At 39.2% G+C, this 24,390-nt stretch carries 22 protein-coding genes and 1 tRNA gene; 10 read left to right on the top strand and 13 right to left on the bottom strand.

The features are described from left to right. Positions 1-48 precede the first annotated feature (48 nt). The 3 genes from EAX61_RS02980 to EAX61_RS02970 all read right to left on the bottom strand — a co-directional run bounded on the left by EAX61_RS02980 (position 49) and on the right by EAX61_RS02970 (position 2,423). Complete coding sequence (locus EAX61_RS02980) at positions 49-711, bottom strand: hypothetical protein (protein WP_147448325.1); 663 nt, start codon at positions 709-711, stop codon at positions 49-51. Positions 712-823: 112 nt separating this feature from the next. Further along, positions 824-1,456: a 50S ribosomal protein L25/general stress protein Ctc gene (locus EAX61_RS02975; protein WP_121916173.1), complete on the bottom strand. Its 633-nt coding sequence runs from the start codon at positions 1,454-1,456 to the stop codon at positions 824-826. Positions 1,457-1,481: 25 nt separating this feature from the next. Then, entirely contained in the window at positions 1,482-2,423 is a 942-nt protein-coding gene (locus EAX61_RS02970) for a ribose-phosphate pyrophosphokinase (RefSeq protein WP_121916172.1), read from the bottom strand. 209 nt (positions 2,424-2,632) lie between these two features. Here EAX61_RS02970 and EAX61_RS02965 point away from each other — a divergent pair. Next, a tRNA-Leu gene (locus tag EAX61_RS02965) sits at positions 2,633-2,713 on the top strand. A 191-nt stretch (positions 2,714-2,904) separates the two neighbouring features. On the opposite strand, the gene EAX61_RS02960 is transcribed toward EAX61_RS02965, so the two are convergent. Next, the gene (locus tag EAX61_RS02960) at positions 2,905-4,833 is read right to left on the bottom strand and encodes a T9SS type A sorting domain-containing protein (protein WP_121916171.1); all 1,929 of its coding nucleotides are present in this window, start codon (positions 4,831-4,833) and stop codon (positions 2,905-2,907) included. Between the two features lie 250 nt (positions 4,834-5,083). Between EAX61_RS02960 and EAX61_RS02955 the strand changes: the two genes are divergently transcribed. The 3 genes from EAX61_RS02955 to EAX61_RS02945 all read left to right on the top strand — a co-directional run bounded on the left by EAX61_RS02955 (position 5,084) and on the right by EAX61_RS02945 (position 8,361). Further along, positions 5,084-5,386 (top strand): hypothetical protein, encoded by a 303-nt coding sequence (locus EAX61_RS02955; protein WP_121916170.1) that lies wholly within the window; start codon positions 5,084-5,086, stop codon positions 5,384-5,386. A 219-nt stretch (positions 5,387-5,605) separates the two neighbouring features. Next, positions 5,606-7,666 carry a M13 family metallopeptidase gene (locus tag EAX61_RS02950; RefSeq protein WP_121916169.1) on the top strand — a complete coding sequence of 687 codons (2,061 nt, stop codon included), beginning with the start codon at positions 5,606-5,608 and terminating at the stop codon, positions 7,664-7,666. A gap of 257 nt (positions 7,667-7,923) precedes the next feature. After that, positions 7,924-8,361 carry a hypothetical protein gene (locus EAX61_RS02945; protein ID WP_121916168.1) on the top strand — a complete coding sequence of 146 codons (438 nt, stop codon included), beginning with the start codon at positions 7,924-7,926 and terminating at the stop codon, positions 8,359-8,361. Here EAX61_RS02945 and EAX61_RS02940 read toward each other — a convergent pair. From EAX61_RS02940 to EAX61_RS02930, 3 genes are read right to left on the bottom strand one after another with little or no spacing between them, the layout of a single operon-like run. Further along, a complete protein-coding gene (locus tag EAX61_RS02940; RefSeq protein ID WP_121916167.1) occupies positions 8,355-10,475 on the bottom strand; it encodes a PDC sensor domain-containing protein in 2,121 nt (706 codons plus the stop codon). The genes EAX61_RS02945 and EAX61_RS02940 overlap by 7 nt on opposite strands. Before the next feature lie 18 nt (positions 10,476-10,493). After that, on the bottom strand, positions 10,494-11,297 hold the full coding sequence (locus EAX61_RS02935; protein WP_121916166.1) for a Rossmann-fold NAD(P)-binding domain-containing protein: 804 nt from the start codon (positions 11,295-11,297) through the stop codon (positions 10,494-10,496). Positions 11,298-11,354: 57 nt separating this feature from the next. Further along, a complete protein-coding gene (locus EAX61_RS02930; RefSeq protein ID WP_121916165.1) occupies positions 11,355-13,727 on the bottom strand; it encodes a M28 family peptidase in 2,373 nt (790 codons plus the stop codon). Between the two features lie 132 nt (positions 13,728-13,859). Here EAX61_RS02930 and EAX61_RS02925 point away from each other — a divergent pair, with 132 nt between their 5' ends. Continuing rightward, on the top strand, positions 13,860-14,324 hold the full coding sequence (locus EAX61_RS02925) for a CBS domain-containing protein (protein ID WP_121916164.1): 465 nt from the start codon (positions 13,860-13,862) through the stop codon (positions 14,322-14,324). Here EAX61_RS02925 and EAX61_RS02920 read toward each other — a convergent pair whose 3' ends face one another. The 4 genes from EAX61_RS02920 to EAX61_RS02905 all read right to left on the bottom strand — a co-directional run bounded on the left by EAX61_RS02920 (position 14,325) and on the right by EAX61_RS02905 (position 17,301). Then, complete coding sequence (locus EAX61_RS02920) at positions 14,325-14,852, bottom strand: GNAT family N-acetyltransferase (RefSeq protein ID WP_121916163.1); 528 nt, start codon at positions 14,850-14,852, stop codon at positions 14,325-14,327. Positions 14,853-14,941: 89 nt separating this feature from the next. Then, complete coding sequence (locus tag EAX61_RS02915; RefSeq protein WP_121916162.1) at positions 14,942-15,292, bottom strand: DNA gyrase inhibitor YacG; 351 nt, start codon at positions 15,290-15,292, stop codon at positions 14,942-14,944. Between the two features lie 159 nt (positions 15,293-15,451). Continuing rightward, entirely contained in the window at positions 15,452-16,231 is a 780-nt protein-coding gene (locus EAX61_RS02910; protein ID WP_121916161.1) for an SDR family NAD(P)-dependent oxidoreductase, read from the bottom strand. Continuing rightward, a complete protein-coding gene (locus tag EAX61_RS02905; protein WP_121916160.1) occupies positions 16,231-17,301 on the bottom strand; it encodes an isoaspartyl peptidase/L-asparaginase family protein in 1,071 nt (356 codons plus the stop codon). Before EAX61_RS02905 ends, EAX61_RS02910 begins: the two co-directional genes overlap by 1 nt. Before the next feature lie 316 nt (positions 17,302-17,617). Between EAX61_RS02905 and EAX61_RS02900 the strand changes: the two genes are divergently transcribed. From EAX61_RS02900 to EAX61_RS02880, 5 genes are all read left to right on the top strand, one after another. Then, positions 17,618-18,112, top strand: coding sequence for a CAP domain-containing protein (locus EAX61_RS02900; RefSeq protein ID WP_121916159.1), 495 nt, complete (start codon positions 17,618-17,620; stop codon positions 18,110-18,112). 132 nt (positions 18,113-18,244) lie between these two features. Then, positions 18,245-18,781 (top strand): 3-hydroxyanthranilate 3,4-dioxygenase, encoded by a 537-nt coding sequence (locus EAX61_RS02895; RefSeq protein WP_121916158.1) that lies wholly within the window; start codon positions 18,245-18,247, stop codon positions 18,779-18,781. Positions 18,782-19,135: 354 nt separating this feature from the next. Beyond that, positions 19,136-20,689 carry an L-piperidine-6-carboxylate dehydrogenase gene (gene amaB / locus EAX61_RS02890; protein WP_121916157.1) on the top strand — a complete coding sequence of 518 codons (1,554 nt, stop codon included), beginning with the start codon at positions 19,136-19,138 and terminating at the stop codon, positions 20,687-20,689. Positions 20,690-20,995: 306 nt separating this feature from the next. Next, a complete protein-coding gene (locus tag EAX61_RS02885; RefSeq protein ID WP_121916156.1) occupies positions 20,996-21,955 on the top strand; it encodes an OmpA family protein in 960 nt (319 codons plus the stop codon). 24 nt (positions 21,956-21,979) lie between these two features. Continuing rightward, positions 21,980-22,552, top strand: coding sequence for a hypothetical protein (locus EAX61_RS02880; RefSeq protein WP_121916155.1), 573 nt, complete (start codon positions 21,980-21,982; stop codon positions 22,550-22,552). Between the two features lie 85 nt (positions 22,553-22,637). Here EAX61_RS02880 and EAX61_RS02875 read toward each other — a convergent pair whose 3' ends face one another. Then, the gene (locus tag EAX61_RS02875; RefSeq protein WP_121916154.1) at positions 22,638-23,054 is read right to left on the bottom strand and encodes an OsmC family protein; all 417 of its coding nucleotides are present in this window, start codon (positions 23,052-23,054) and stop codon (positions 22,638-22,640) included. Between the two features lie 111 nt (positions 23,055-23,165). Continuing rightward, positions 23,166-24,275: a TFIIB-type zinc ribbon-containing protein gene (locus tag EAX61_RS02870; RefSeq protein ID WP_121916153.1), complete on the bottom strand. Its 1,110-nt coding sequence runs from the start codon at positions 24,273-24,275 to the stop codon at positions 23,166-23,168. Positions 24,276-24,390 lie beyond the last annotated feature (115 nt).

Here is a 24,390-nt window from a genome sequence, read left to right as displayed (position 1 = left end):
TGAGAAGTTTCATTATTAAATTAAATTTCCAAACTAGTTCGTCTGAAATTACTTAATGACTTGTACAGCTTTTCGGATTTCTAAAATGTCCTCCATACCAAATTCGCATTTTTGTTTGGCATCAGGCAGTTTGTCTGATATAAATGTATTGTAATCCTCGCAAGTTCTAAAAATATTAAACTCTCTATTCACAAAGTCCCATACAACTCCTTTTCCTTTGATCGTACTTATAGCATTATTAACTGTATTTTCACCAGTATTTAAGGCCACAGCGTAACCCCATTTATTTACAATAGGTGCTTCAGCATAGAGATAATTTTTACCACCTATAATAACTTTTGCAAATCCATTCTTCGAGTTTGAATCTTGAGCTCTATCTTCTTTATTTCTATTGTCTAGGATTGCTCTTATTTGAAAATAAAGATCACCTTCGTACGAAATAGCAAAGACTTTTTTGATCTTCTTATCCTTATTTGAATCATAAAAAAATGGAGGTATGATGAGACCGTCTGTGCGGTTTTGCCCAAAATCTTTTTTTACTATTTTCAAACTACTGTCGGGTGTTTTATTAAGGAAATCTTCTTTTGATTTATAAATCCCTTCTGGATAATCAATATCTAAGATTTTTCGTCCAATGTCTTCCCTTGAATTCTGTTGGCAAAGTAGCGAAGAAGTAAAAAATAAAATTAAGTATAAAAAGTTCAGTTTCATAACGCATCTTACTATTAAATGAGAGTCTTTAAGCTCTACATCAATATTGCATAAAAATAAAAAAAGCATCCCGAAGAACGGGATGCTTTGTGATATAATGTTTGTTTCAGATTTATTCTGCTACTGCTGCCGTATCATCGGTTTCAGTTGCTGGAACATCTCCTGCATCCTCATCATCATCATCTTCATCATCCACAACCGCGGTACGAGAAGTTCTTACTTGACACACCACAAAGTTGTCTGGGTGCATCACAGTATAATCATCACTTGCAAGAGCACTTACATATAACTTGCTTCCTATCTTAAGGTCAGTAATATCTGCTACAAGATAATCTGGAAGATTCCCTGGTAACGCTTTTACACGTAACACACGGTTCGTCTTACGTAAGACTCCACCATTACGAACACCTTTTGCAGTTCCTTCAAAGTGCACTGGGATATTCATAACTACTGGTTTATCCTCAAAGATTTGATAAAAATCTATGTGTAAAATACGATCTGTTACTGGGTGAAACTGGATGTCTTGAAGGATAGCGTGTATCGTCTGTCCATCTACATCAATCTCCACAGTATGCGCATTAGGAGTGTAAACCAAATCTTTAAACGCAAGTTCTGGTGCGTTAAAGTGTACTGGTTGATCCCCTCCGTATATTACGCAAGGTACCTGTCCAGCATTACGTAAGGCTTTTGTTGCTTTCTTGCCCACGCTTTCTCTTTTAGATCCGTTGATCGAAATTGACTTCATTTTAAATATATTAAATGTTAATTAATTACATAATAAACTTGGACGCGATACTCGTGTTACTGTTTACACGGTGCATTACATCTGCAAAAAGTGGTGCACAAGACACTACTTTAATTTTTTTACTTTCTTTCTTAAGCGGTATAGAATCTGTTACAATTAATTCCTCAAGCGCACTTGCTTCTAGACGTTCATAAGCATTACCACTTAAAATAGCGTGTGTACAAATTGCACGTACGCTCAACGCTCCTTTCTCCATCATCAGGTCTGCTGCCTTTGTCAAGGTTCCTGCAGTATCTACCATATCATCTGCAAGAACTACGTGGCGACCTTTTACGTCCCCTATGAGTTCCATATGAGATATCACATTTGCTTTTGCGCGTTGCTTATAACAGATCACAACCTCACTCTCTAGCGCCTTGCTATATGCGTAAGCTCGTTTACTTCCTCCCATATCTGGTGAGGCAATTGTCAAATTTTCAAGATTTAAAGACCTTAGGTGTGGCAAGAACAGCGTAGACGCAAATAAATGATCTACAGGACGTTCAAAAAATCCTTGAATTTGATCTGCGTGAAGGTCCATCGTAATGATACGTGTTGCACCTGCAGTTTCAAGAATACTTGCAATCATCTTTGCGGCAATAGGAACTCTAGGTTTATCCTTGCGGTCCTGTCTCGCCCACCCGAAATATGGTATTACAGCTGTTATATGTCTAGCAGATGCACGTTTTGCAGCATCCAGCATTAACAACATTTCCATAAGATTATCACTAGACGGCATCGTACTTCCAATGAGGAAAACACGTGAACCACGCACGGATTCTTCAAAAGACGGCTGGAACTCTCCATCACTATAGGTTGAAGTGATGATTTTTCCTAGTTCTTGACCATACGCTTTCGCAATTTTTTCGGCAAGTTCCTTACTCTGTGAACAGGCAAATAACTTGGGTTGCGGTACCGATTGTGACATCTTTAAACGGGTGTTAAATCGTTGATTTCTTTAACCTTCCTAAAAAGGAGGTGCAAAAATAGTGATTTAAAAGTGGATGTCTATATAAAAATGAGCGTTTTATAACTATCGTGTCTAATTATTCTTTAATTTTGTGCTCTATTAAAGCGACAATCGCTTTCCATTTGCCGAAATGGCTCCCGATAGTAATCGGGATGTTAGCATTAATTGCCGAAATGGCGGAATTGGTAGACGCGCGCGACTCAAACTCGCGTTCCTTTGGAGTGTGGGTTCGATTCCCACTTTCGGTACTAGAACCTCAGTCTTTATTAAGATTGGGGTTTTTCACTTTAAACGGTGGTTGTTTTTTTAAGTTTTGTAACTTTTCTACAAAACTTAAAAAACTTTGCGTTAACGTGACGTAATTCCCACTTTCGGTACGAGAACCTCAGTCTTTATTAAGATTGGGGTTTTTTCTATTTGCCCCCAAAGAGTCTTTCATTTATTTTATTATTACTTTAATTGTTTGCATACCTCTTTGCGACAATCCTAATACTTGCATAAAATACATTCCTGATTCTAAATTTGACACATTAACCTGATTCTTCTCTCCCTCAATTACAACTTGACCCAGCGTATTATATAGCTTATAACTTTTAAGAGACTCCGTGTCAATAAATATTGTCGAACTAGCTGGGTTAGGGTATAATTTAACACCTATCGGTTTAAGATCATTTATAGATAATGCTTCTTCGACTGTAAGATATGTTGTGACGATGCTGTCATTATATTGCTCTGAATCTAAGATTCGCTCATAAGTACCGTTAACCGTCCAGCCGTTGTACTCCTCCCCTTCTAAAATTGTAATGTGTTCTTCTGTAAAAATATCTCCAGTATACAATGTAGGGTTTGGAATATTCGCTGTGATAGTAGATCTTCCTTCTGTATTTTGATGGTACGTATTTACATTTGTTTCCTGTAATCTGTCTTCTGTGGTTGTCAAATCTTGACTTAAAATAGATAAGAACTTAATCTCATTATCAGATAATGTTGACTTGTTCCCCGTAAAGGTTAGGAAAAAATTATTTGGCTCTGCCGCATCTAGAAATGGCGCGTCTCCAGCGTCATCGAGCATATCACTTTTTGCCTGCTCTAATTGCTCACGATCAATTTCTATGAATGATTCATAATACCTTCTTTCCCCTACTAGAAAGTTAGTTTGAGGATCAATCACTTCCTCAACAGCATAAATATTGTTTAAATATGTTAGCGGAAGATCAACCTCATCTATAGTAATAAGCCCCATAAGATACTGCTCAAAATCGTTAAAGATTTGTTTGTCTTTACTTTGGTCTATCTCACCATTGCACAATTCATAGTTTGACGTATAGTCTAAATAAACAAAAGTACCTTGATCATCTTCTTGTAAATTATTAATAGAATTCTCACAATAAATACCATTTACCCGTGACCAAGATGAGTATAGAAATCCAGAAGTGTTTTTGAAAATATTAGGATGATGATTTGTATTATTATAAAGAGTCTCCTCACCAAAGCCTAAATAACCATTTATTCTAGGGATCCAAAGGTGTAAAATCTCGTGCGATTCAACCCCCGACAAAGAATTTACGTGAAGGGCTATATCTTGACCAATGAGAAACTGACCGTGAGGCTGAATAAAATCTACTTGCATATACAGATTTTTATCCATTTGACTATTTATAACCTCTTCACCCCAGTAATCATAGAGTAAGCTTTTGGATATCACGTATGATGGATCGAGAACTCCTCCTATTTGGTTACATAACAACTCACCCCAATTTTCATACTTATTTACAAAAATGAAATTTTCAGAAAACAGATAATCATCATTATTAAATCTGTGAATATTTGGAATTTCTATTGTATTTAAAAAACTGGTGTTTATTGAAGTATAATCAGGAGTAAATATATCATTGTGTACTTGGTTTCCACTGTCATTATATATTACATCTAAAGTTGAAAGGATTGGAGTATACGTATTTGTCTCTTCGTGCTGAATTAAAATTTCATCACTTGTAAATATTTTATCTCCAGCACTAATATCTCCGTGAGTACCATCATCAAACATTTGATATGTCGTGTACTGCCATCCTACACCGGCAATATTAAAAAATTGTCCAAAAACGATTTCTATGTCTGTAAAATCATATTCATCTTTAAGAACTAGCTGTATGGTTTCCATTCTATCTTCAGTAACTATAAAACTTGTAGTGATAGGAGGTCGTTTGAGGTAGTATTCTAAATTTGGATTAGCACAAGCCTGTGACCTTGTTTGATAGGAATGGACTTGATCATAAGAAACTTGACAATCGTGTTGTAAAGAGTTTACGCTTTGAGCTCGTATCATTAGAAAGGAAAACAAAGCTAAATAAGGCAATAAATGTTTCATAGTTATCTATTTAGAGTCGAAAATTAACATTTTTTTATAATAAAAAAAATACCCATTACTAGGTATAAATCGACTTATATATAAGCCATCATTAGCAATTTTAAATTCACAAACCGTTAAGAACCCCTCACAAACTATTATTAAAGAAAATTAAAAGAAGCTTAAGGCGCGCTATATTTATATAGAACAATAAAATTTGTTCATATATAAATCTAAAATCAACAGCTTATAGCACAAAAATACACCTACTATGAAAACTTTAATTTTAATCTTCAGCATCTTTACCTTGGGCTTTACCACCGAAGAATTATCAAGAAACGACGAAATCAATGTAGAAACCTTTATTTATGATGGTTTTGAAGGAGGCTATTACTTTTTTACAGACACGTCTAGAAAAGCTGTCATTCTCGAAGCAGATAATGAGACCACAATAAATAAAAATCTACTTCAACGCGATGACGCTATCGGAAAACGTTTTGAAGTACGGTATAAAAAGAATAAACAGCAAGATGATTCCAGCCAGGGCATCTTAGTCCATTTGGAACAAGCTTAAACTGCAAACAATCTCTCAAAACCTCTGCTACTTGCGGAGGTTTTCTTTTTTTATGCTTTCGCGAAAGCGTAATTCAAAACAACCCCGTCAGCCATAATTGGGTAACATATCATCCTAAATTGCATTCTCACTATATTTGACATTAAATAAGACGTCATACTTGTAACAATACAAGGACTTTAATGTCTTATCTACCGTAATTAAACAAAACCTTAATCAATGAAAATAATCAAAACTGTTGCACTCACAGCGAGTTGCGTCATTGCACTTGCGAGTTGTAAAGAAGAGGCAAAAGAAACAGCTTCAACCGAAGAAAAAATACCGGGAATCATCCTTGCAAATATGGACACGACCGTTAGCCCTAAAGATGATTTTTACAACTACGTAAATGGCTCGTGGCTTAAGAATAATGAAATCCCAGAAGACCGCTCTATTTGGGGAGGTTTTAGCGTACTGCGTAAATCTACAGATGCAGATGTGCTTAAGATTCTTGCAGATGCTAAGGAAAGCGGAAAATATAGTGCAGGGACAGACCAAGCTAAAGCGCTTGCAATATATGACACAAAGCTGGACACCGTTGCTAGAAATAAAGCTGGGCTGACCCCGTTGCAACCAGCTCTAGATGATATTGCGAGCATTAAAAACCTCAACGATCTACAAACTGTTGTCGCTACAAATCCTGCTATTTCTACACCTTTTTTAAGCATAGGTGCCGGAGCAGACTTAAATGACAGCTCTATGAATACCGTATATTTAGGAGCAAACGGTCTCGGACTTCCAGATCGTGATTTCTATATTCTAGACGACACCAAGTCTAAGGAAATACGTGAAGAATATAAGATGTACGTTTCTAAAATGTTACAAATGCTAGGAGATGATCCTGCAAAAGCTGTTGCTGATACAGAAAAAATCCTCGCAATGGAAACAGAACTTGCGAAACCTCGCCTGGATAAAGTAGAAAGCAGGGATGCTCGTAACTTTAACAATCCAAGGTCAGTGGCTCAGGCAGATGCAATGCTATCTAACATCGACCTCAAAAAGATGATATCCGATCTAGGAATCACTAAGAAATTTGATACGCTCACAGTAACACAGTTACGCTATACTGAGGCACTTGATAAATTTCTTGCAGATACTCCTATAGAAGATATTAAGACGCTTGTACGCTGGGATACTTTTAATAGCGCTGCAGGAAGACTAACTACCGAAACTGAAACTGCAAGCTGGGAATTTTACAGTAAATACCTCAATGGTGCAAAGAAGCAACGCCCAGCAGATGAGCGTGCGCTTGCAACTGTAAATGGTACTGTAGGAGAAGCGTTAGGTCAACTTTATGTAGATGCTAAGTTTCCGCCTGAGGCTAAAGCCAAAGCCGAAACAATGATTGCAAATGTCATCGCGGCATATCAAGATCGTATCCAGAAACTAGACTGGATGAGTGCAGAGACAAAAGATAAAGCGGTCGAAAAACTAAATAAGTTTACAGTGAAAATCGCATATCCAGATAAATGGGAAGACTACTCAGATATGGAAGTAGCGGCAGACAAGACATACTTTGAAAATATGACTGCTGTTTCTAAGTGGGCTCAAGATAAGAACTATGCAGACATTGGTGAGCCGGTAGACAAGACGGAGTGGGGAATGTCTCCACAGACGGTAAACGCATATTTTAATCCGCTTAATAACGAGATTGTATTTCCAGCGGCAATTTTACAACCACCTTTCTACAATTATACTGCAGATGAGGCAGTAAATTATGGAGGTATAGGAGCTGTGATCGGTCACGAGATTTCCCACGCATTTGATGATAGTGGTGCGCGTTTTGACGGTGACGGAAACCTTAAAAACTGGTGGACAGAAGAGGACCTCGCTGCATTTACAGAGCGCGGAAATCAACTTGCAGAGCAATACAGTAATGTAGAGGTTCTCGATAGTGTTTACATAGACGGGAAGTTTACTTTAGGTGAAAACATCGGAGATTTAGGTGGTGTCTTGGGCGCTTATGATGGTCTTCAGAAGTTCTATGCAGAAAATGGACGTCCAGAAAATATAGACGGATTTACACCAGAGCAACGTTTCTTTATGTCTTGGGCAACCGTATGGAGAACGCTAAGCCGTGATGAAGCCTTAAGAAATCAAGTAAAAACAGACCCGCACTCTCCAGGAATGGTACGTGCAACACAACCGCTTTTAAACATCGATGCATTTTACGAAGCGTTTGATATTAAAGAAGGAGATAAAATGTATCTCGCACCAGAAAAACGAGTGCGTATTTGGTAAATTTTTATAGTTACGCTTTCGCGAAAATTAATCCGAATTTATTTCGGTAGCGTAAAAAGCCTCAAAACCGTCTTCTCAACAGAAGGCGGTTTTTCTTTTACCCTGAACTCGTTTCAGGGTCGTGCTGAATTTATTTCAGCACCCATCCATATTTGTAATAGCATTAAACAGTCTACTTACAATATCTTTAATGTAAATTGAAAATTTTAAAGAGCAAGACCCAAAAAGCTAACGTATATTTATATAAACACAGTACTATGCGACTTCACCTCATACTTATAATATGTGCCCTCTCCGTGGCAATCTCCTGCAAGGACACAAAACAAGCTCCAAAAAAGGAAGCCATACCTCCAGTAGAATCAATGCCTACACCAGCAGAACCTAAAGAAATTCCAAAAACTAGCACCTTTGGAAAATTGCAAGGAAAATGGCAAAGCACTGAAGACCCTAAGTCTTTCCTGATTTTTGAAGGCACAAAACGTATAGCGTTATATCAAGGACGAGAACCAGATAGTCAGCCATTTAAACTCGCAGCAAACTGTGATGACGAAAAAGCTACTTACAGTAAAGTGAAGACGCTCTATATTCTATCAGATGGAATATGTTGGTCCATAGACGCGATTAACTCAGAACACTTAGAATTAACTTACGTTGATAGGGGAAATATTCTTACTTATAAAAAAGTGACTCAGTAAAACATTAATAAGGTAATGATTAGGATCATCACCAAAAATATAGGCCAAAAGGTCGCCTTCACAATGAGATTGTTTTTGTAACTAAAAATTTTATGGGGTCCTCTAGAATAGGCTATTAGATTGTAGGTAGAAATCAGAATCATAACATAAGTCACAAAGTAGAAGTACTCCATATAAATAAGTTCAGCCGTATCAATATTCTTACGTAGGTCTATGTGCGAGAAGATAAGCACAAAGAAAAATGCCGTCATCGCCGAGACGATATTTCCATCCACCTCTTTTTTCTTGTTCTTCTTTATAGTGTACAATAACATATACATCATAATAAGCACTACAAATATGGGGATGAGATAGGTTACAAATGCAGTAATTAATACTCGTTTGAGTTTGATATTAAAGTATAGCTCTGGAACCTCTGCACTTTTTCCTTTTACAGGTGCTCCAAAATTGGCATCATACGCATAGTAATTATAATTAAAATACGTTTCAAGAATGTTGCTCCCTGAAAGTTTTATTTTCTTACTCACTCCACTTTTTTGAGAAGGGTTTGTGTAGGTATAACTTTCAAGATCAGGTACAAACATCAACCTATCCTTAAAAGATAGTGGCTGAAAATACAAATGGATATTCCGTCTGTCAAAAGGATAATCCCCATATTCAAAATTGAGCCTAAACGTATTCCTAAAAGAATAGGTTATCAAGGTATAGTCATCATATAACTGCCTACCTATTTCTTCTATCAACTGAGCCTCAGCAAAGGGTGCCGTTTGCGGAAATGCAAATCCAGTCGTCACACTATCTATAATTGCGGTAGGATACTTTTGCCATACTTTACCACTGATGCTTACATTATAGGAATCTTCAAAATAAAGTCTATCCACGTAAACACCAGTTGGAATAATTGTTCGGGGGGATTGCTGTGATTTTTCGGCGAGTAGTGCTTGTTCGTTTATGATGCTGTTAAGTGTTGTAACATCTGCAATGGGTGGACTTTCGGATAAATCTTTTTCGGTGTGTACAGCTGTGTGCTGGAGGTAGCCTATGAGTACAATATTTGCAAGTAATACAAACCCAGCAAAAAATCCCAACTGCCATATCTCCTTTTCCGAAAGATAATCACGATTAAAAAATGCCGCCATTAAAAAGAACAGAAGCAAACTTACTACAAGTGCAATAATGATGTATTTCTGTCGCACTTCGTTTTCGCCCCCGAGCAAATCATTTTTAAAGAAAAGCACCCCTATACGCCAGTCTGCAGCAAGAACGTGATCATAAAAGAAGATAGTTTCTTGCTGTTTTATCGCATCTATATAATCTACGTTTCCCGTTTTGCCTTGCATTAATCCTACATAAGCCTTTTGTAGGGCTGGAATTTCAGTTTCTGCGCTTAGTTCTTGTATTGTTTTCTTTCCTACGTAACTTCCTACAGGATGTGCAAGAATAGTCCCTTTGCTCGAAGCCACAAATCCATATCCTGTTTTACCTAAACTTAGTGCGTGTATTAATTCTGTAAATCCATCTAAAGAAATCGTCATTGAGACTACTCCTCGTATTTGCCCCTTTTTGGGTCCTGAAGTGTAATAAAACGGAATCCCGTAATCAGAAATAAATGCTTGGGCTCCCTGTCCATAATAGGGTTCTACCCAGCCTTTCCCATTTTTGAGAACATTGGTATACCAGGAAGATGTTTCTAATTGCCCATCTGTATAGTTATAGATATTCTGGAGCGGGATTATCTCTTTTTGCTTCTTATCAAAATAGGGTGCATAAAGAGCGGTGTTTTCATCAAAGCCATAAGGTTGATATGCGACCGTAACACCAAGAATCTGGTCTAACGCTAGGGAACGCTCTTTTATAAGTGCAATAAGTTCCTCATTAGAAGGCGATGCGTTTTCTAGCTGTTGTGCAAGTGCTTCTCCTTGCTGCATCACCTCAGTAAGCAAGTCGTTTACGTCTCCCCTTAAATCATTTGTGGTCTTTGCCCCTAAAGTTACCGCAGTAGCTTGTCGGTTTTTATTGAAACTCACTAAGTCAAAAACGACATAACAACACGCCATAAAAAGAATTACGGTTATACCGTACAATACTTTCTTAACTACAGGCCGTGTTTGCATCCTTTAAAGATAATTATTTTAAAGACTTACTTGAAATGTGTAGCCCAGAACGTCCTTAATATGAACACTATGTACCTCCTTAAAATCTTCGTCTCCTTCGTCTGAATATTGTGGTGGTTCAAGCCCAAGCTCTTTTGCCTGTCGTGTGTAATAATCGCGCTTTGAAGGGTGTTGCGGTGCCACCGCATTAAATATATGCCCAAAAGCATCCTCCTTTATAATCCGAATCAGAATCCCGATACAATCATCACGATGTATCATATTCACACTTGCGTTTCCATTACTCAACCCTTTGCGGCCCGCAAGAAACTTTATAGGGTTCCGACTGCCTCCAAATAATCCTCCAAAACGGACAATCGTCGTTTGAAACGCTGGACTGTTAAAGAAAATCTGCTCAACATCATACAATTGTTTGCCAGCATCAGTTTCTGGCTGAGGCACATCTTTTTCAGTAACTACTCCTTGTTCATCTGAATATACGGAAGTACTACTCACAAGAATTACTTTCTTAATACCGCTCTCCTCAATAACGTGTAAAAAATGAGCCATTTTCAAAGCATAGTTTGCCCCGGTATTCTTGCGCAATCCCGGCGGAATCATAATAATTAACACATCAGTATCTGCAAGGAAAGTATCTACCATTCCGCCCACGCCACTCTCTGCGATGATTAGTGGGAATGTGGCGATACCGCCTTTGGTTTGATCCTTAGCTTTTTGTGCATCTGTGACACTTCCCTTAACGCGATATCCTAACAGTTGTAAATGTGTGGCGAGAGGCTTCCCTAGCCAGCCTAAACCTGCGATGGTAATGTTTTTATTCATAAATTATTCTGCAATTATTTGGGGTTCTTTTCTTCAGTCGTTTCCTAAATTGAAGCCTTAGTTAGAAATTAGATTAAGTTCTACCGAATCTTTTTCCGCTTTCGCGAAAGCGTACTCATCCACATTTATCTTTCTATCCACAATGATGGCATCATTTACTACAAATGGCTTAGGCATCGTGTACTCTGGCCTCGCCGCTACAGTAAACTTAGGGTTTTCCAGTAAGTCAAACGAGTATTCCCGTATTAACAGCTCGGGGTCTGCTCCATCTAAAACCGTATAACTGAGCGTTAGACTATCTCCTGGTGTAACATAATAACTTAAAAGGCTGTTTGTACGACGTTTTTTATAGATCGTTTCCGTGCTATCTGGCGTGTTGCGCTTTCCATTAAAACTAAGTTCAGAAAACACAACATCCTTATTTGCAAAAAGTCGAATACGATTCACATTGCGTTGTGGTTTTAGTGTTAGGGAAACTGCACGATCCCCCGAAATGACAGTATCCTTGTTAATGGCAATCTGACTTTGAGCAAGGTCAATCACAGGGGTCGCCTTTGCATATCGAAAATTCATATTGTATTTACTCCCAGAAGCATTAGAAATATAGTCGTTCGCAGGATCTGGATTTTTTCCCAAATAACTTTCTACCCAAGGGTCTAGATGATTATCATACGTTGCCCAATAGGCACTTTCTTTTCCCTCTTGATGATAATATACTAGACTATTAGGCTTTTGGCGCTCTGGAGAATAATCAGATTTAAAATGCGCGATAGCAAAAAAAAGGAGTGCAAGAACCAATCCTGCATATCCTAAAAATTTCTTGTTGCGATAATAGCCCAAGACAGGAATTAAAAGCCCAAAGAGCAACACAGCAAAGAGCATACTCATCCAGTAAGCTTCAGGACCAAGTCCTACGGGTAAGAATTGGATAAGCGGTGTAAATATGAAGATTGCCGGTGCACACAACAATACCATTAACAGCATGCTAGGTCGTGATTGTTTAAGCATCACATAAAAAGCAACAAGTCCAAACAGCAATGGAATTACAAAATACGCAGCCCCTTGTAATTTAATCGCTACAGTAATATTAATTACAATCCAAAAGAAAAGTGGCGCCACCATTAGACTTGGTGTCTTTTCTGCTTTGGAGAATTTGCTATACAGTCCGAAACATAGCGACAACATGAGCACTACAAAAGCAGCAGTGTACCAGTGCCCATTATACAAAAACACAGGAAGCATATCTTCGTATTGAGGATATAAAACAGGACTCAATCCTGCATATAAAAATCCAGTTCCTACAACTACAAGTAATAACACTAGTATTATGAGAAATCCTTTTCCTATAGACGCTCCGTGTAGTTTTTTATTTCGAAATCCTAAAATCAAAAGTCCTATAAAACCTAAAACCGCAATAATGACCATAGGCCATATCCACGTAAAGGGATAGGTTACAAACTTGAAAACTGCGGTGTCAAAATACACAGACTCTGCATCTGTTTTAATTTGCGATAAATCTATCTGTGCAAAATGCTTGAGCAACGGCATTAAATAACTTCCTTGATGCTCAAGCGTCTCTGGATTAAGGTTTTGCCACGTATCATTTGCCGTATGATAATTAAAATGATCATCTATAAACGCAAAGAAAAACCCATCTATGTCGCCTTCTTCTCGCAATACTGTAGAGTCTGTATCATTAGGAAGCATTTTGTAGATACTATACATTAAAGAGGATGCGACTGGATAGTCTGGAGAAGCATTTTTAAATTCTTTTATGAGATTGGCATTTCCGCCATTAGTTTCCACAATCATATTTGAAGGACCGCCACTTCCTCGTGCTTCAAAATTGAGCGCTACTCCTACGTCTTTTGCCCAACGGTGTTCTTTAGTAAAAAGCGTTGCTCCGTCGAGACCGAGTTCTTCAGAGTCTGTAAAAAGGACAATAATATCATTCTTTGGTTTTTCTGAGCCTGCAAGATAAGCGCGTAGACTTTCTAAAACAGTTACTACTCCAGAACCTGCATCACTCGCCCCGTAAGATTTGCTATGTGGTGCGCTATCATAATGCGACATAAGCAATAGCGATTTGGTGGGCGCGGTTCCCTTATATCTAGCTACTATATTTTGAGGTTTTACAAGTGTGCTGGAACCCCACCAACTATCAAGCACAAATCCTTCCTGAATTTCTGGCTCCAGACCCAGTTTACGCAACTCCATCATAATATAATCTCTCACCTCAGCGTGCGCCTCTGACCCTACATAATGTGGTTTTTCTGAAATTACCTTGAGTTGTTCTAAGGCTCTTTCGGTGGAGAATTCAGTAAGGGGAGCGTCTGCTTTAGTCACTTTCTTAGGCAATAGCGAGTAAAAGCTGAGCCAGGTGAGAAGTAATAGTAAAACAAATGAGACGATGTGGCGAAGGCGTTTCATAAACTAGTTGGTTTTGGTTGAATTTTAGTCAACGTAAAATACGATTTTTAGGATGGAGTACGCTTTCGCGAAAGCGGAAACATAAAATATCAACAAAATTCATTAACTTCAAGAATTCAAAACCAGACAGTTATGGCAATCAAAAGTTTTATGGGCAAGCGTGCAAAAGATACCAAAGGCACCACCTCAGAAATTAAAGTAAGTGATTATATGACTCGTAAACTCATCACCTTTAAGCCAGACCAGTCTGTTATGGAGGTAATGACCAGCCTCATTAAAAATAAAATTTCTGGTGGGCCCGTTGTGAATGACAAAAACGAGTTATTAGGTATTATCTCTGAAGGCGATTGTATGAAACAGATTTCAGAAAGTCGATATTACAATATGCCTATGGACAATATGAAAGTCGAAAAACATATGGTTTCTAACGTGGATACGATAGATGGAAATATGAACGTTTTTGATGCGGCAAATAAGTTTCTAGAGACCAAACGACGTCGTTTCCCCATCGTAGAAAATGGAAAACTAGTAGGTCAGATTAGCCAAAAAGATGTGCTCAAGGCTGCTTTAAAATTGAATGGACAGACGTGGAAGTAATTACTTCTCAAGCTCAAACCAAGCAATATCTACATCCTCTTTTTCATAGTAAAAATCATCCTTACGTTCGAGTCCTATTTTTTCAAGAACACGACAAGAAGCACCATTACCAATCTCTGCTAAACCGCAGAGTTTGTGGCCAGGAAAATGCCCAAAGAAGTAATCTTTCGCGGCAATAGAGGATTCTGTTGCATAGCCCTTACCCCAATATTCTGGCATAAAGCGGTAGCCTATATCATAGTAGTTTATATGACCGTTCATTTCCTCTTCAAAATTCATTTTAAGACCCGACCAGCCTATAAAATCCCCAGAACTTTTCTCAATGGTTGCCCAGCGTCCTATGCCATACTTCTCGTACTGCATAATAATGTAGTCAATATAGTGACGCGCTTTCCCCATACAGGAAATAGGTTTATTTCCTAAATATTTATGTACAACGGGATTACTATCTAGCCTATATAAATCTCCCGTATCTTCTATGCGTATCTCACGAAGGATGAGATGTTCTGTTTCTATGTGGTATTCCATATTCTTTTCATCCCCGTCCTTCGACTATCGCTCAGGATAAACTATGGCGGAAATCTCTTAATTAAATATTCTTATATATTATCTGACACTTACTTATTACGTTTCACCAGCGCGTAAAAATCCCCGTCCAGCGGTAAGTACCCCTGGTCGTATATAAAGTAATAGACCGTTCCCGCTTTTGTGGTGTAGATACTTGTAAAATAGTTAAAATCGAAACCAGCAGCGTCTAGTTTGGACTTAGGCACCCTAGTTTTATCCTCTGGGTTTAGGGTTTCTAGGATTCGGTAATTCTTGCGCAGTCTGTTATTTATATTGCGCATAATATTTTTAGTATCCTTATTCTGACTATTGTTATGCGCATTGCGACAAGAGTCACTACAGAATTTCTTATCTGCACGACCTATAATCTTATCGCCACATTCTGGGCAAGCTCTGTTCATATTTAATCAATTCCCGCCCTTCGACTGAGGCGATTTTTAAATTATTGCTTTTTAAATGTTATTTTAAAACCTGCAAACTGGAAAATTCTGTCAAAGCGCTCAGGATAAACTCCGGCGGGAATCTCCACCTATATTCGCTTTAAATTAGTTAATTATCATTCACTTTTTCTCCTGTAATTTCCTCACCTGCTTCATCACGAGCTTTTTCGGAGTAATCGCTAGCGTCTTCATCATCACTTTTTGACCAAAGGTAAGTCCAGCCATTACTTCTAGCTTTCCTTGTAGCATTGCATCATATCCTGCTTGCGCCACTTCCCTAGCACTAAAGGTATTTTGAAAAAGATCTGCATCTGCCATTCCTGCAGTTTCGGCAAAGTCTGTTTCGGTCGCTCCTGGCAGTAATGCGGTAACGGTAACTTTTGTATCGCTTAACTCTTCGGCAATGGCGTTGCTAAAGGAGGTTACATAAGCCTTAGTTGCAAAATAAACTGCTTGTAACGGCCCGGGCATCAAACTCGCTGTGGAGGATACATTTAGAATTCTTCCCGAATTTCGATTCACAAAATCGGGTAAAAACTTTCGCGAAAGCGCAGTAAGTGCCACCACATTTAGATGTATCATCGCTAGATCATCTTCCCAATCCCGCTCGTGAAATTTCCCATGACCTCCAAAGCCGGCGTTGTTTATAAGATAATCTACCGCAATTCCCTTATTCTTTGCTTCATTGTATATTTCTTGAGCAGCACTGGTAGTCGTCAAGTCCTTTACAATAACGTGAACCTCGACACCTTGGGTTCTTTCGAGTTCGCCTTGCAAGTCTTTAAGCTTGTCCTCGCTACGGGCGACTATAACTAGATTACCGCCGTTTTTTGCGTGAATTCTCGCTAGTTCCTTACCTATCCCGCTACTTGCTCCAGTGATCAGTGCTGTTTTTACCATTACTTCTTATAGATTCCTACGGTCAATTCACCATCTGCATTCATATGAGCACGGTACATCCCAGCAGTATTGAACTCCATTGCAATGTTTCCATCCTTGTCTATGGCTACAATTCCACCATCTCCGCCTAAAGCTGGGACCTTCTTTTGGATGACCTCGCTTGCTGCCTCTTGAAGTGAAACTCCTTTATATTCCATCATCGCACTAATGTCGTGGGCCACCTGAGCGCGTATAAAAAATTCGCCCCAACCTGTGCTGCTCACTGCGCAGGTCGCATTATTTGCATACGTCCCAGAACCTATAATGGGAGCATCACCTATGCGGTTGTAACGCTTATTTGTCATCCCACCGGTAGATGTTCCCGCAGCAAGATTTCCGTATTTGTCGAGTGCTGCACATCCTACGGTTCCAAATTTTGAATCCTTAATAAAAGGATCTACAAAACTAACTTTTTTGTCTCCATCGTGGTCCAACTCCGTTTTCTCTTTATCGATAATATGTTGCAGTGACTGGAATCTACGTTCTGTATAAAAATATTTTGGGTCTACGATTTCCAACCCTTGTTCGGCCGCAAACTGCTCAGCTCCTTTTGCACTTAGCATTACGTGCTCGCTTTTATCCATAACCGCAACGGCGAGGTTAATCGGATTTTTAACGGTAGTTACACCAGAGATTGCGCCAGCATTAAGGGTTTTTCCGTCCATCACACTTGCGTCGAGTTCATTTGTACCATCGTGTGTAAAAACAGCACCTTTACCAGCATTAAACAGCGGACTATCTTCCATAATATTTATCGTAGCAGTTACGGCTTCCATACTCGTGCCACCACTTGCAAGGATTTTATGTCCCACCTGGATAGCCTCTTCTAGCTTTGCTTTGTAAGCTGCTTCAAGAGAATCGCTCATATTCTTTTTAAGGATTGTCCCAGCTCCCCCGTGGATCACAATGCCAAATTTCTCCTCGGGTGCTCGATTGTCCGTTTGAGCAGTATCTGTAGATCTTTCTTTAACTGGCATATCACAGGAAGCAAACGCTACCAAAGCGACACACATATATATTAACTTTTTCATAGTGCAACTGTTTTGTTGAGTCTTTAAATATAAGGAGAAAATTGGTCGTGGTGCGTGGTGATAATTACGCTTTCGCGAAAGCGTAAAAAAGGAAAATTCCCACAAAAAAGTTATAAATCCATTATAAAATGGCACTAAAAGGGAGAAAAATTAAAAATTGTGCATTTCGTCGATCATAATCGACTCCATCTACCTTGAACAAGATTAATCCTATAGTCTAAATATAATTTACTATGCATTTCATCGATTAAATACATAATTATAACGTTTAAATGCAATAGTTTTATAAATTAGTCATCTATCATAACCCCAAATTATGAAATTGATTAACCGAAGTTTATGCCTAATGGGCCTTATTGGTCTATTGGCATCTTGCAGCCCAGAGCCTGTTTCTGAAATTAATGAAACGGCAAATTTAGAAACAAATGTAAACATTGTTCAAGACGATGACTTTGCGCTAGATGTTCTTGATGAGATCAATGCACATCGTGCGAGTATAGGTCTCGATGAGCTACGACTAGACACATCGTCTAAGGCAAAAGCAATCGAACATACCATTTATATGGTAGAGCAAAATAAGATGAGTCACGACAACTTTTTTAAACGTTCGGATTTTCTAAAAGCAAAGGGAGCTGAGGTGGTGAGCGAAAACGTAGCATACGGGCAACGCACTCCTGAGCTTGTTGTAGCCGCTTGGTTAAATAGTCCTTCACACAAAGAAGCTATAGAAAGCAACTACACTCATACAGGAATAGGAGTTGCTGCAAATGAATACGGAATTAATTATTACACCCAGATATTTATAAAGTAAGCCTCAACGATACCCCAAATCATAGGTATATGATTATCGACCCCACAAACTTAAGTATGTGGGGTTGTTTTTTGGTACGCTTTTGCGAAAGCGTACTCGGAGAAAATTGTATTTTTATAGAAAACAAACCATATGGCTATCCAAAAACCATTTAACCTCAACAAGTGGGTCGAAGAAAATAGAGATTTACTCAAGCCTCCTGTGGGAAATAAGAATTTATACAAAGACGCAGGCGACTATATCGTAATGATCGTAGCGGGGCCTAATGCCCGCAAAGATTATCACTATAATGAGACTGAAGAACTTTTTTACCAGCTGGAAGGCCACATCGAAGTCCACGTTCAAGACAATGGTAAGAAGCGCACGATGAAGCTTGGACCTGGCGATATGTATTTACACCCTGCAAAAGTACCGCACTCTCCCGTGCGTCACGAGGGATCTATAGGCCTTGTCATTGAGCGTAAACGCGATGACGTAGCGGGTAAGGATGGGCTTTTGTGGTTCTGTGATAATTGTAACAATAAATTGTATGACGTCTACTTCCCACTTACAGATATTGAGAAAGATTTCCTTAAACACTTTAAGGATTTTTACAACGATATACACAAAAGAACGTGCGATAATTGTGGTGAAGTGATGCAAGCAGACGAACGCTTTACTGCAGAATAATCAAAAAAGTAACTAAAAATACTAGGCGTGATGAAAATCACGCCCTTTTTTATGGATACCCTTGAATTATCCTTAAATTCGTGCGATCAAAAATTAAGAATTAAATTTCGGCTTTTTTGATAAAAAATCGCTAGTACATTTTTATTAATGATTTCGGTTTTTAGACGCTTTCGCGAAAGCGGAAAACTTTTTAATGAATAACTATTGCGATAGGTGAGATGAGTCACGCTTTCGTAATTTAATACGCTTCTGCACAGGCGGAAGGTTTTACGAATGAATAATCATTGCGACAGGCTGGATGAGATTTCCGCCCCTGCCTGCCAGTAGGCAGGTTCGCAGAAATTAAATGAAAATATGAGCACAGTAGCACAGGAATTTGGAATAGTAGAGGCACTTAAGCAATTGGGTGTAAAAGATGTTAATGAAGGAACATCAACGGGTCAGGAAAACTTTAGCAATGGAGAAGTAATTGAGTCTTACTCTCCTGTGGATGGTCAACTTATAGGAAAAGTAAAATCTACAACTAAGGAAGACTATGAGAAAGTGATGAGCGCAGCAACCGCTGCTTTTAAGGACTTTAGAACAATGCCTGCACCTTTACGTGGAGAGATTGTACGCCAGTTTGGAGAAAAACTACGCGAAAAAAAAGAAGCGCTAGGAAAACTCGTTTCTTATGAAATGGGGAAATCCTATCAAGAAGGATTAGGTGAAGTGCAAGAGATGATAGACATCTGTGATTTTGCAGTTGGTCTTTCACGTCAGTTACACGGACTTACCATGCACTCTGAGCGTCCAGGACACAGAATGTACGAGCAATATCACCCACTAGGAGTGGTAGGAATTATTTCTGCCTTTAACTTCCCAGTAGCGGTTTGGGCTTGGAATACGGCTCTCGCTTGGATTTGTGGAGATGTATGCGTCTGGAAGCCGTCAGAAAAAACACCACTTTGTGGTGTAGCTTGTCAAAATATCATTGCCGAAGTTTTAAAAGCAAATGACTTACCAGAAGGTATTTCTTGTCTTATCAATGGCGATTATAAGGTAGGAGAAATGATGACTACAGATCGAAGAATCCCTCTAGTTTCTGCAACAGGTTCTACACGTATGGGTAAAATCGTTGCTGCTACTGTGGGAGAACGCCTAGGGAAGTCATTACTTGAGCTAGGAGGAAATAATGCTATTATTGTTACTCCAGATGCAGATGTAAAAATGACTGTGATAGGTGGGGTGTTTGGTGCTGTAGGAACGGCTGGACAGCGTTGTACGTCCACCCGTCGTATTATCATACACGAATCTATATATGACAAAGTAAAAAATGCAATTGTAGATGCTTATGGACAACTACGCATAGGTAATCCACTAGATGAAAATAATCACGTGGGACCACTTATCGATAAAGATGCGGTAGCAAACTACAACAAAGCTCTAGAGCGCGTTGTTGCAGAGGGTGGAAAGATCATCGTAGAAGGCGGCGTACTCTCTGGAGAAGGCTACGAGAGCGGCTGCTATGTAAAACCAGCAATTGCAGAAGCTAGCAATGAGTTTGAGATCGTACAACACGAGACATTTGCTCCCGTTTTATATTTATTAAAATATAGTGGAGATGTTGAGAATGCTCTTGAACTTCAAAACGGAGTGGCACAAGGACTATCTTCTGCAATAATGACGAACAACCTTCGTGAGGCAGAACGCTTCTTAAGCGTTGCCGGTTCAGACTGTGGTATTGCAAACGTTAATATAGGAACTTCTGGAGCAGAGATAGGTGGTGCCTTCGGAGGAGAAAAAGATACTGGAGGAGGACGTGAGTCTGGATCAGACGCTTGGAAAGTATATATGCGCCGTCAGACAAATACTATAAACTATACTACTGAACTGCCACTCGCACAGGGAATCAAATTTGATTTGTAGGTTTCAGTATTTCTTAATTAATCTAAAACGCCACTTGAACTACACAAGTGGCGTTTTGCTTTTATAATTCCTCTCCCGTTTTTACGCTTTCGCGAAAGCAAAAAGAGCAAAGATTCTAGTTACCCAAAAAATCAGCTCCAGGCGCCCAAAGTTCACGTTTAACACAAAATTATATTGTTTAATACACCGACAAACGCATCAAATATTCCGTGCAACTGCCTAAATCATTAAATATGAGCCTGTAAGAAACTTTCGTGTTCGTTTTTTAACTAACTTTAAGACACATTAACCGTAAAAACGAACCACATGAGTAAGAAATCAGGATACCTACTAGGTATGTTGCTTACGATGATCATCTGTATGATTTTGGCCTGGTTTTTCTGCTGCGGAGCTCAAGAAGGAGCAACAGCTGCAGGAACTTCAACACAAAGCGATACAGACAATCGTAATGCCGTCGCTAGCGAGACCACCGCAGATACAGCGACAAGTTGGGGCTTTGATCTTAAAGACCCCGATGGAAGCTTTGCCATTAATAGCAATGACAATTTTAATTTTAACACGTCAGAATTTAGTATTCTTCAACCCGTTTCCGGACAAGTAGATGATGGCATAGGAAAACTTTATGCCTATCTCAATGCTGATGGGAATACTGGAAAATTTGTAGACATTACAGGTTACTATGATAGTGATGAAGAAAACACATCTGCACTTGCAAATCTTGGACTTGCACGAGCAAATGCTGTAAAAAACTACTTTGTAGGTAAAGGAATCCCATCTACACGTATCAATACGTATGGTGAACTCAACGCATCGCTCGTCCCAGATGGAAATGTGTATAGAGGACCTATAAAATATAGTATGACAACGCGCACAGATGATGCAGCTGCACAAGAAGCAGATGCGCTCGAGGCCATCGCTACAGATATTAAAGCAAATCCTCTCATTCTATATTTCGATACTGCAGAAGCATCCATACAACTCACCCCAGAACAGCGAGAAAAAGTAGGTGCAATGAGTCGTTATCTTGATAAAGTCGAAGGTGCAACTGTTGCAATTACAGGCCATACCGACAACACAGGCAGTAGAACCACAAATACAAGGCTTGGGTTAGAAAGAGCAAATTTTGCTAAAAATTACCTTGCTAGAAATGGTATTGCTCCTAACAAAATCAATACTACATCACAAGGTCCAGATGCTCCAATCGCTACAAATGATACAGAAGCTGGACGTGCAAAAAATAGACGCTGTGTCGTCACATTAAACTAACAACAAACTTAAAAAATATACATTATGGATTTTTCAAATATAGCTTGCTGGATATGGCCACTCATTGCAGGAATCATCTGCGGAATACTAGGATATCTTCTTGGACGTCTCGCAGGCGGGTCAAGTAATAGTGAAGGAGATATCGAGCTCTGGAAACGGAAGAACGCTTCCCTTCAAGCAGACTTAGACGCTTGTAATTCTAAACTCAAGGCTGCTCCAGTAGCTGCATCGAGTAGTGCAAGTATGGCTTCCTCATTTACTGCTGGCAACAAAACGGTTACTAGGATAGTCCCAATTTCTTTTGATGCAGCGGCTGCAGCGGCTGCGTTTGGCAAAAAAATTAAACAAGATGACTTAACCGTTGTTGAAGGAATTGGTCCTAAAATAGCAGAGCTCTTTCACAACCACGATATTAAAACGTGGGCAAATCTCGCCGAGACTTCTGTAGAGAAGTGTCAGGAAGTACTTAATTCTGGCGGAAAACGCTTCGAAATACACAGACCTGCAACCTGGCCTATGCAAGCAGAACTTGCTGCATTAGGAAAATGGGACCAACTTAAAAGATGGCAAGATGAACACGATTATGGCAAGGAGTAATACTCAAATTTGAATTAGCGCCATAAAGAAACCGCCAAAGTTCTCAAGAGCTTTGGCGGTTATCATTTGTATGAATATTTAAATGCTATTGAAGCGTCGCTTCTAAAGTGATTTCGGCTTTCAAGAGTTTAGAGAGTGGACAAACTTCTTTTGCCTTTTGAGCAATCTCTTCAAATTTGTCTTTACTAATTTCTGGCACTTCTCCCTTACAAACGAGTTTAATTTTAGTAATCTCTCCGTCTTCAAAGGTTACGTGAGCTTTTGTATCAAGATTAGTCGCTGTAAATTTATCTTCATTTAATAGAAAACTGAGTTGCATCGTGTAACACCCTGCGTGCGCCGCTCCGATAAGCTCCTCTGGGTTTGTCCCTTTTCCTTCCTCAAAACGTGTCCCAAAGGCATATTGTGCATTTTCTAGCACGGTACTCTCGGTAGATATTGAACCTTTTCCCTCTTTTCCAGTTCCTTTCCAGTTTGCACTAGCTGTTCTTGTAAATTTCATAATACGTAGTTTAAGTTGATTGATATAAAGTTACGAGGAGTACGCTTTCGCGAAAGCGTAATTAACAAAATCTAACACCACATTTAACAGCTATTTAAACAACAATAAGAACTACTGCAATTGCTCTGCCTGTTGTGCAAAAAGCACAATAATCCCGATAATGATGAGAACACCGAGAACCGCAAAGAAGATTTTCCAAAAGGAATAGGGCCTATTACCGGAGAGGGCTCCAGTTTCTCCATTTACGAAGAAATTATACTCCTTGCCATTGTAACGATAAGCGCTTACGTAAACAGGTAACAAAATATGTTTAAACGTCTCTCGCGATAGGTCAACACTTATCGAGCTTACGCGCTGCGTATCTCCACCTATGTCGCTCCTGGCCCAGCTCGTTGCTATTCCTTGGGCAACCTCTTCGGATTTTAAATGTCCATCTTTAAGAGGAATGGTGTACTTTTCGGTCACAAAACCTGCCAGAAAGCTACTGTGAAAAGGTTGCAACTTCTTTAAATTCCATCTTGCAATTTTTGACGGAACGCGACCTGCCCGCTGCCCAGAGGCTTTTACCAACGTATCGTCTACAAATCCCGAAACGTGACCAGATGCAGGGTACCATCGTGTTTTACGTACTTGCCTGCTCTTTGTGTTTCCTTTGCTATCTCTGTAGGTTTCAGTCACGTAGTAGTACTCGCCGCGCTGTCCAGTATAATCTGCATCTAGATGAGCGTCAAAAGTCCAATAGGGTAAATATAACCCCTTCGTAAATTGAGGATCTAGAGATGCTTTTTTAAGTTTATTGGGCGCCCACCAAAGACCCTTAACCCATTTTTGAAATATCAAAAATGACTTTTGTGTGTCTATTTGAAAAGGTAAAACTGCTCCAGGCAGAATCCAATCTTCCTTGTAAGCATCTTCCAGAATAAGCGGCATACTGCAATAAACGCAATGCAGAGACTTATAATTTTCCTCTACGTGTTGGTTTGCTCCGCAGTTCTTGCAATGCAGCATTGAGATTTCCTCACTATGGCGCTGATCTCCCATTTCCTTGAGATAAGGGTAGAGTTCCAACTCCTCAAAGGTGCTTGTTTCAATAGAAATTTTTTCCTGATGCCCGCAATAGTCACATGTTATGGATGTGGTCCCAGGCTTGTACTTAAGCTCTGCCCCACAGTTAATGCAAGCTTTTTTAAGTTCGGTTTTATGGACAGGTGTTTCTGTCATTGTATTTTGGGTTCGCTTTCGCGAAAATTTTAAATTTGAAAAGGATGCATTTTAAATGAGAGATTTCGATAGAATTATCAAAAAAGCTACAAGCTCTTTAAAAAATCTTAACCAC

This window comes from Dokdonia sinensis (assembly GCF_003688895.1).
Lineage (GTDB): Bacteria > Bacteroidota > Bacteroidia > Flavobacteriales > Flavobacteriaceae > Dokdonia > Dokdonia sinensis.
Note: the sequence above shows the minus strand (reverse complement) of the source record. Positions and strands in the feature narration are given on the sequence as shown.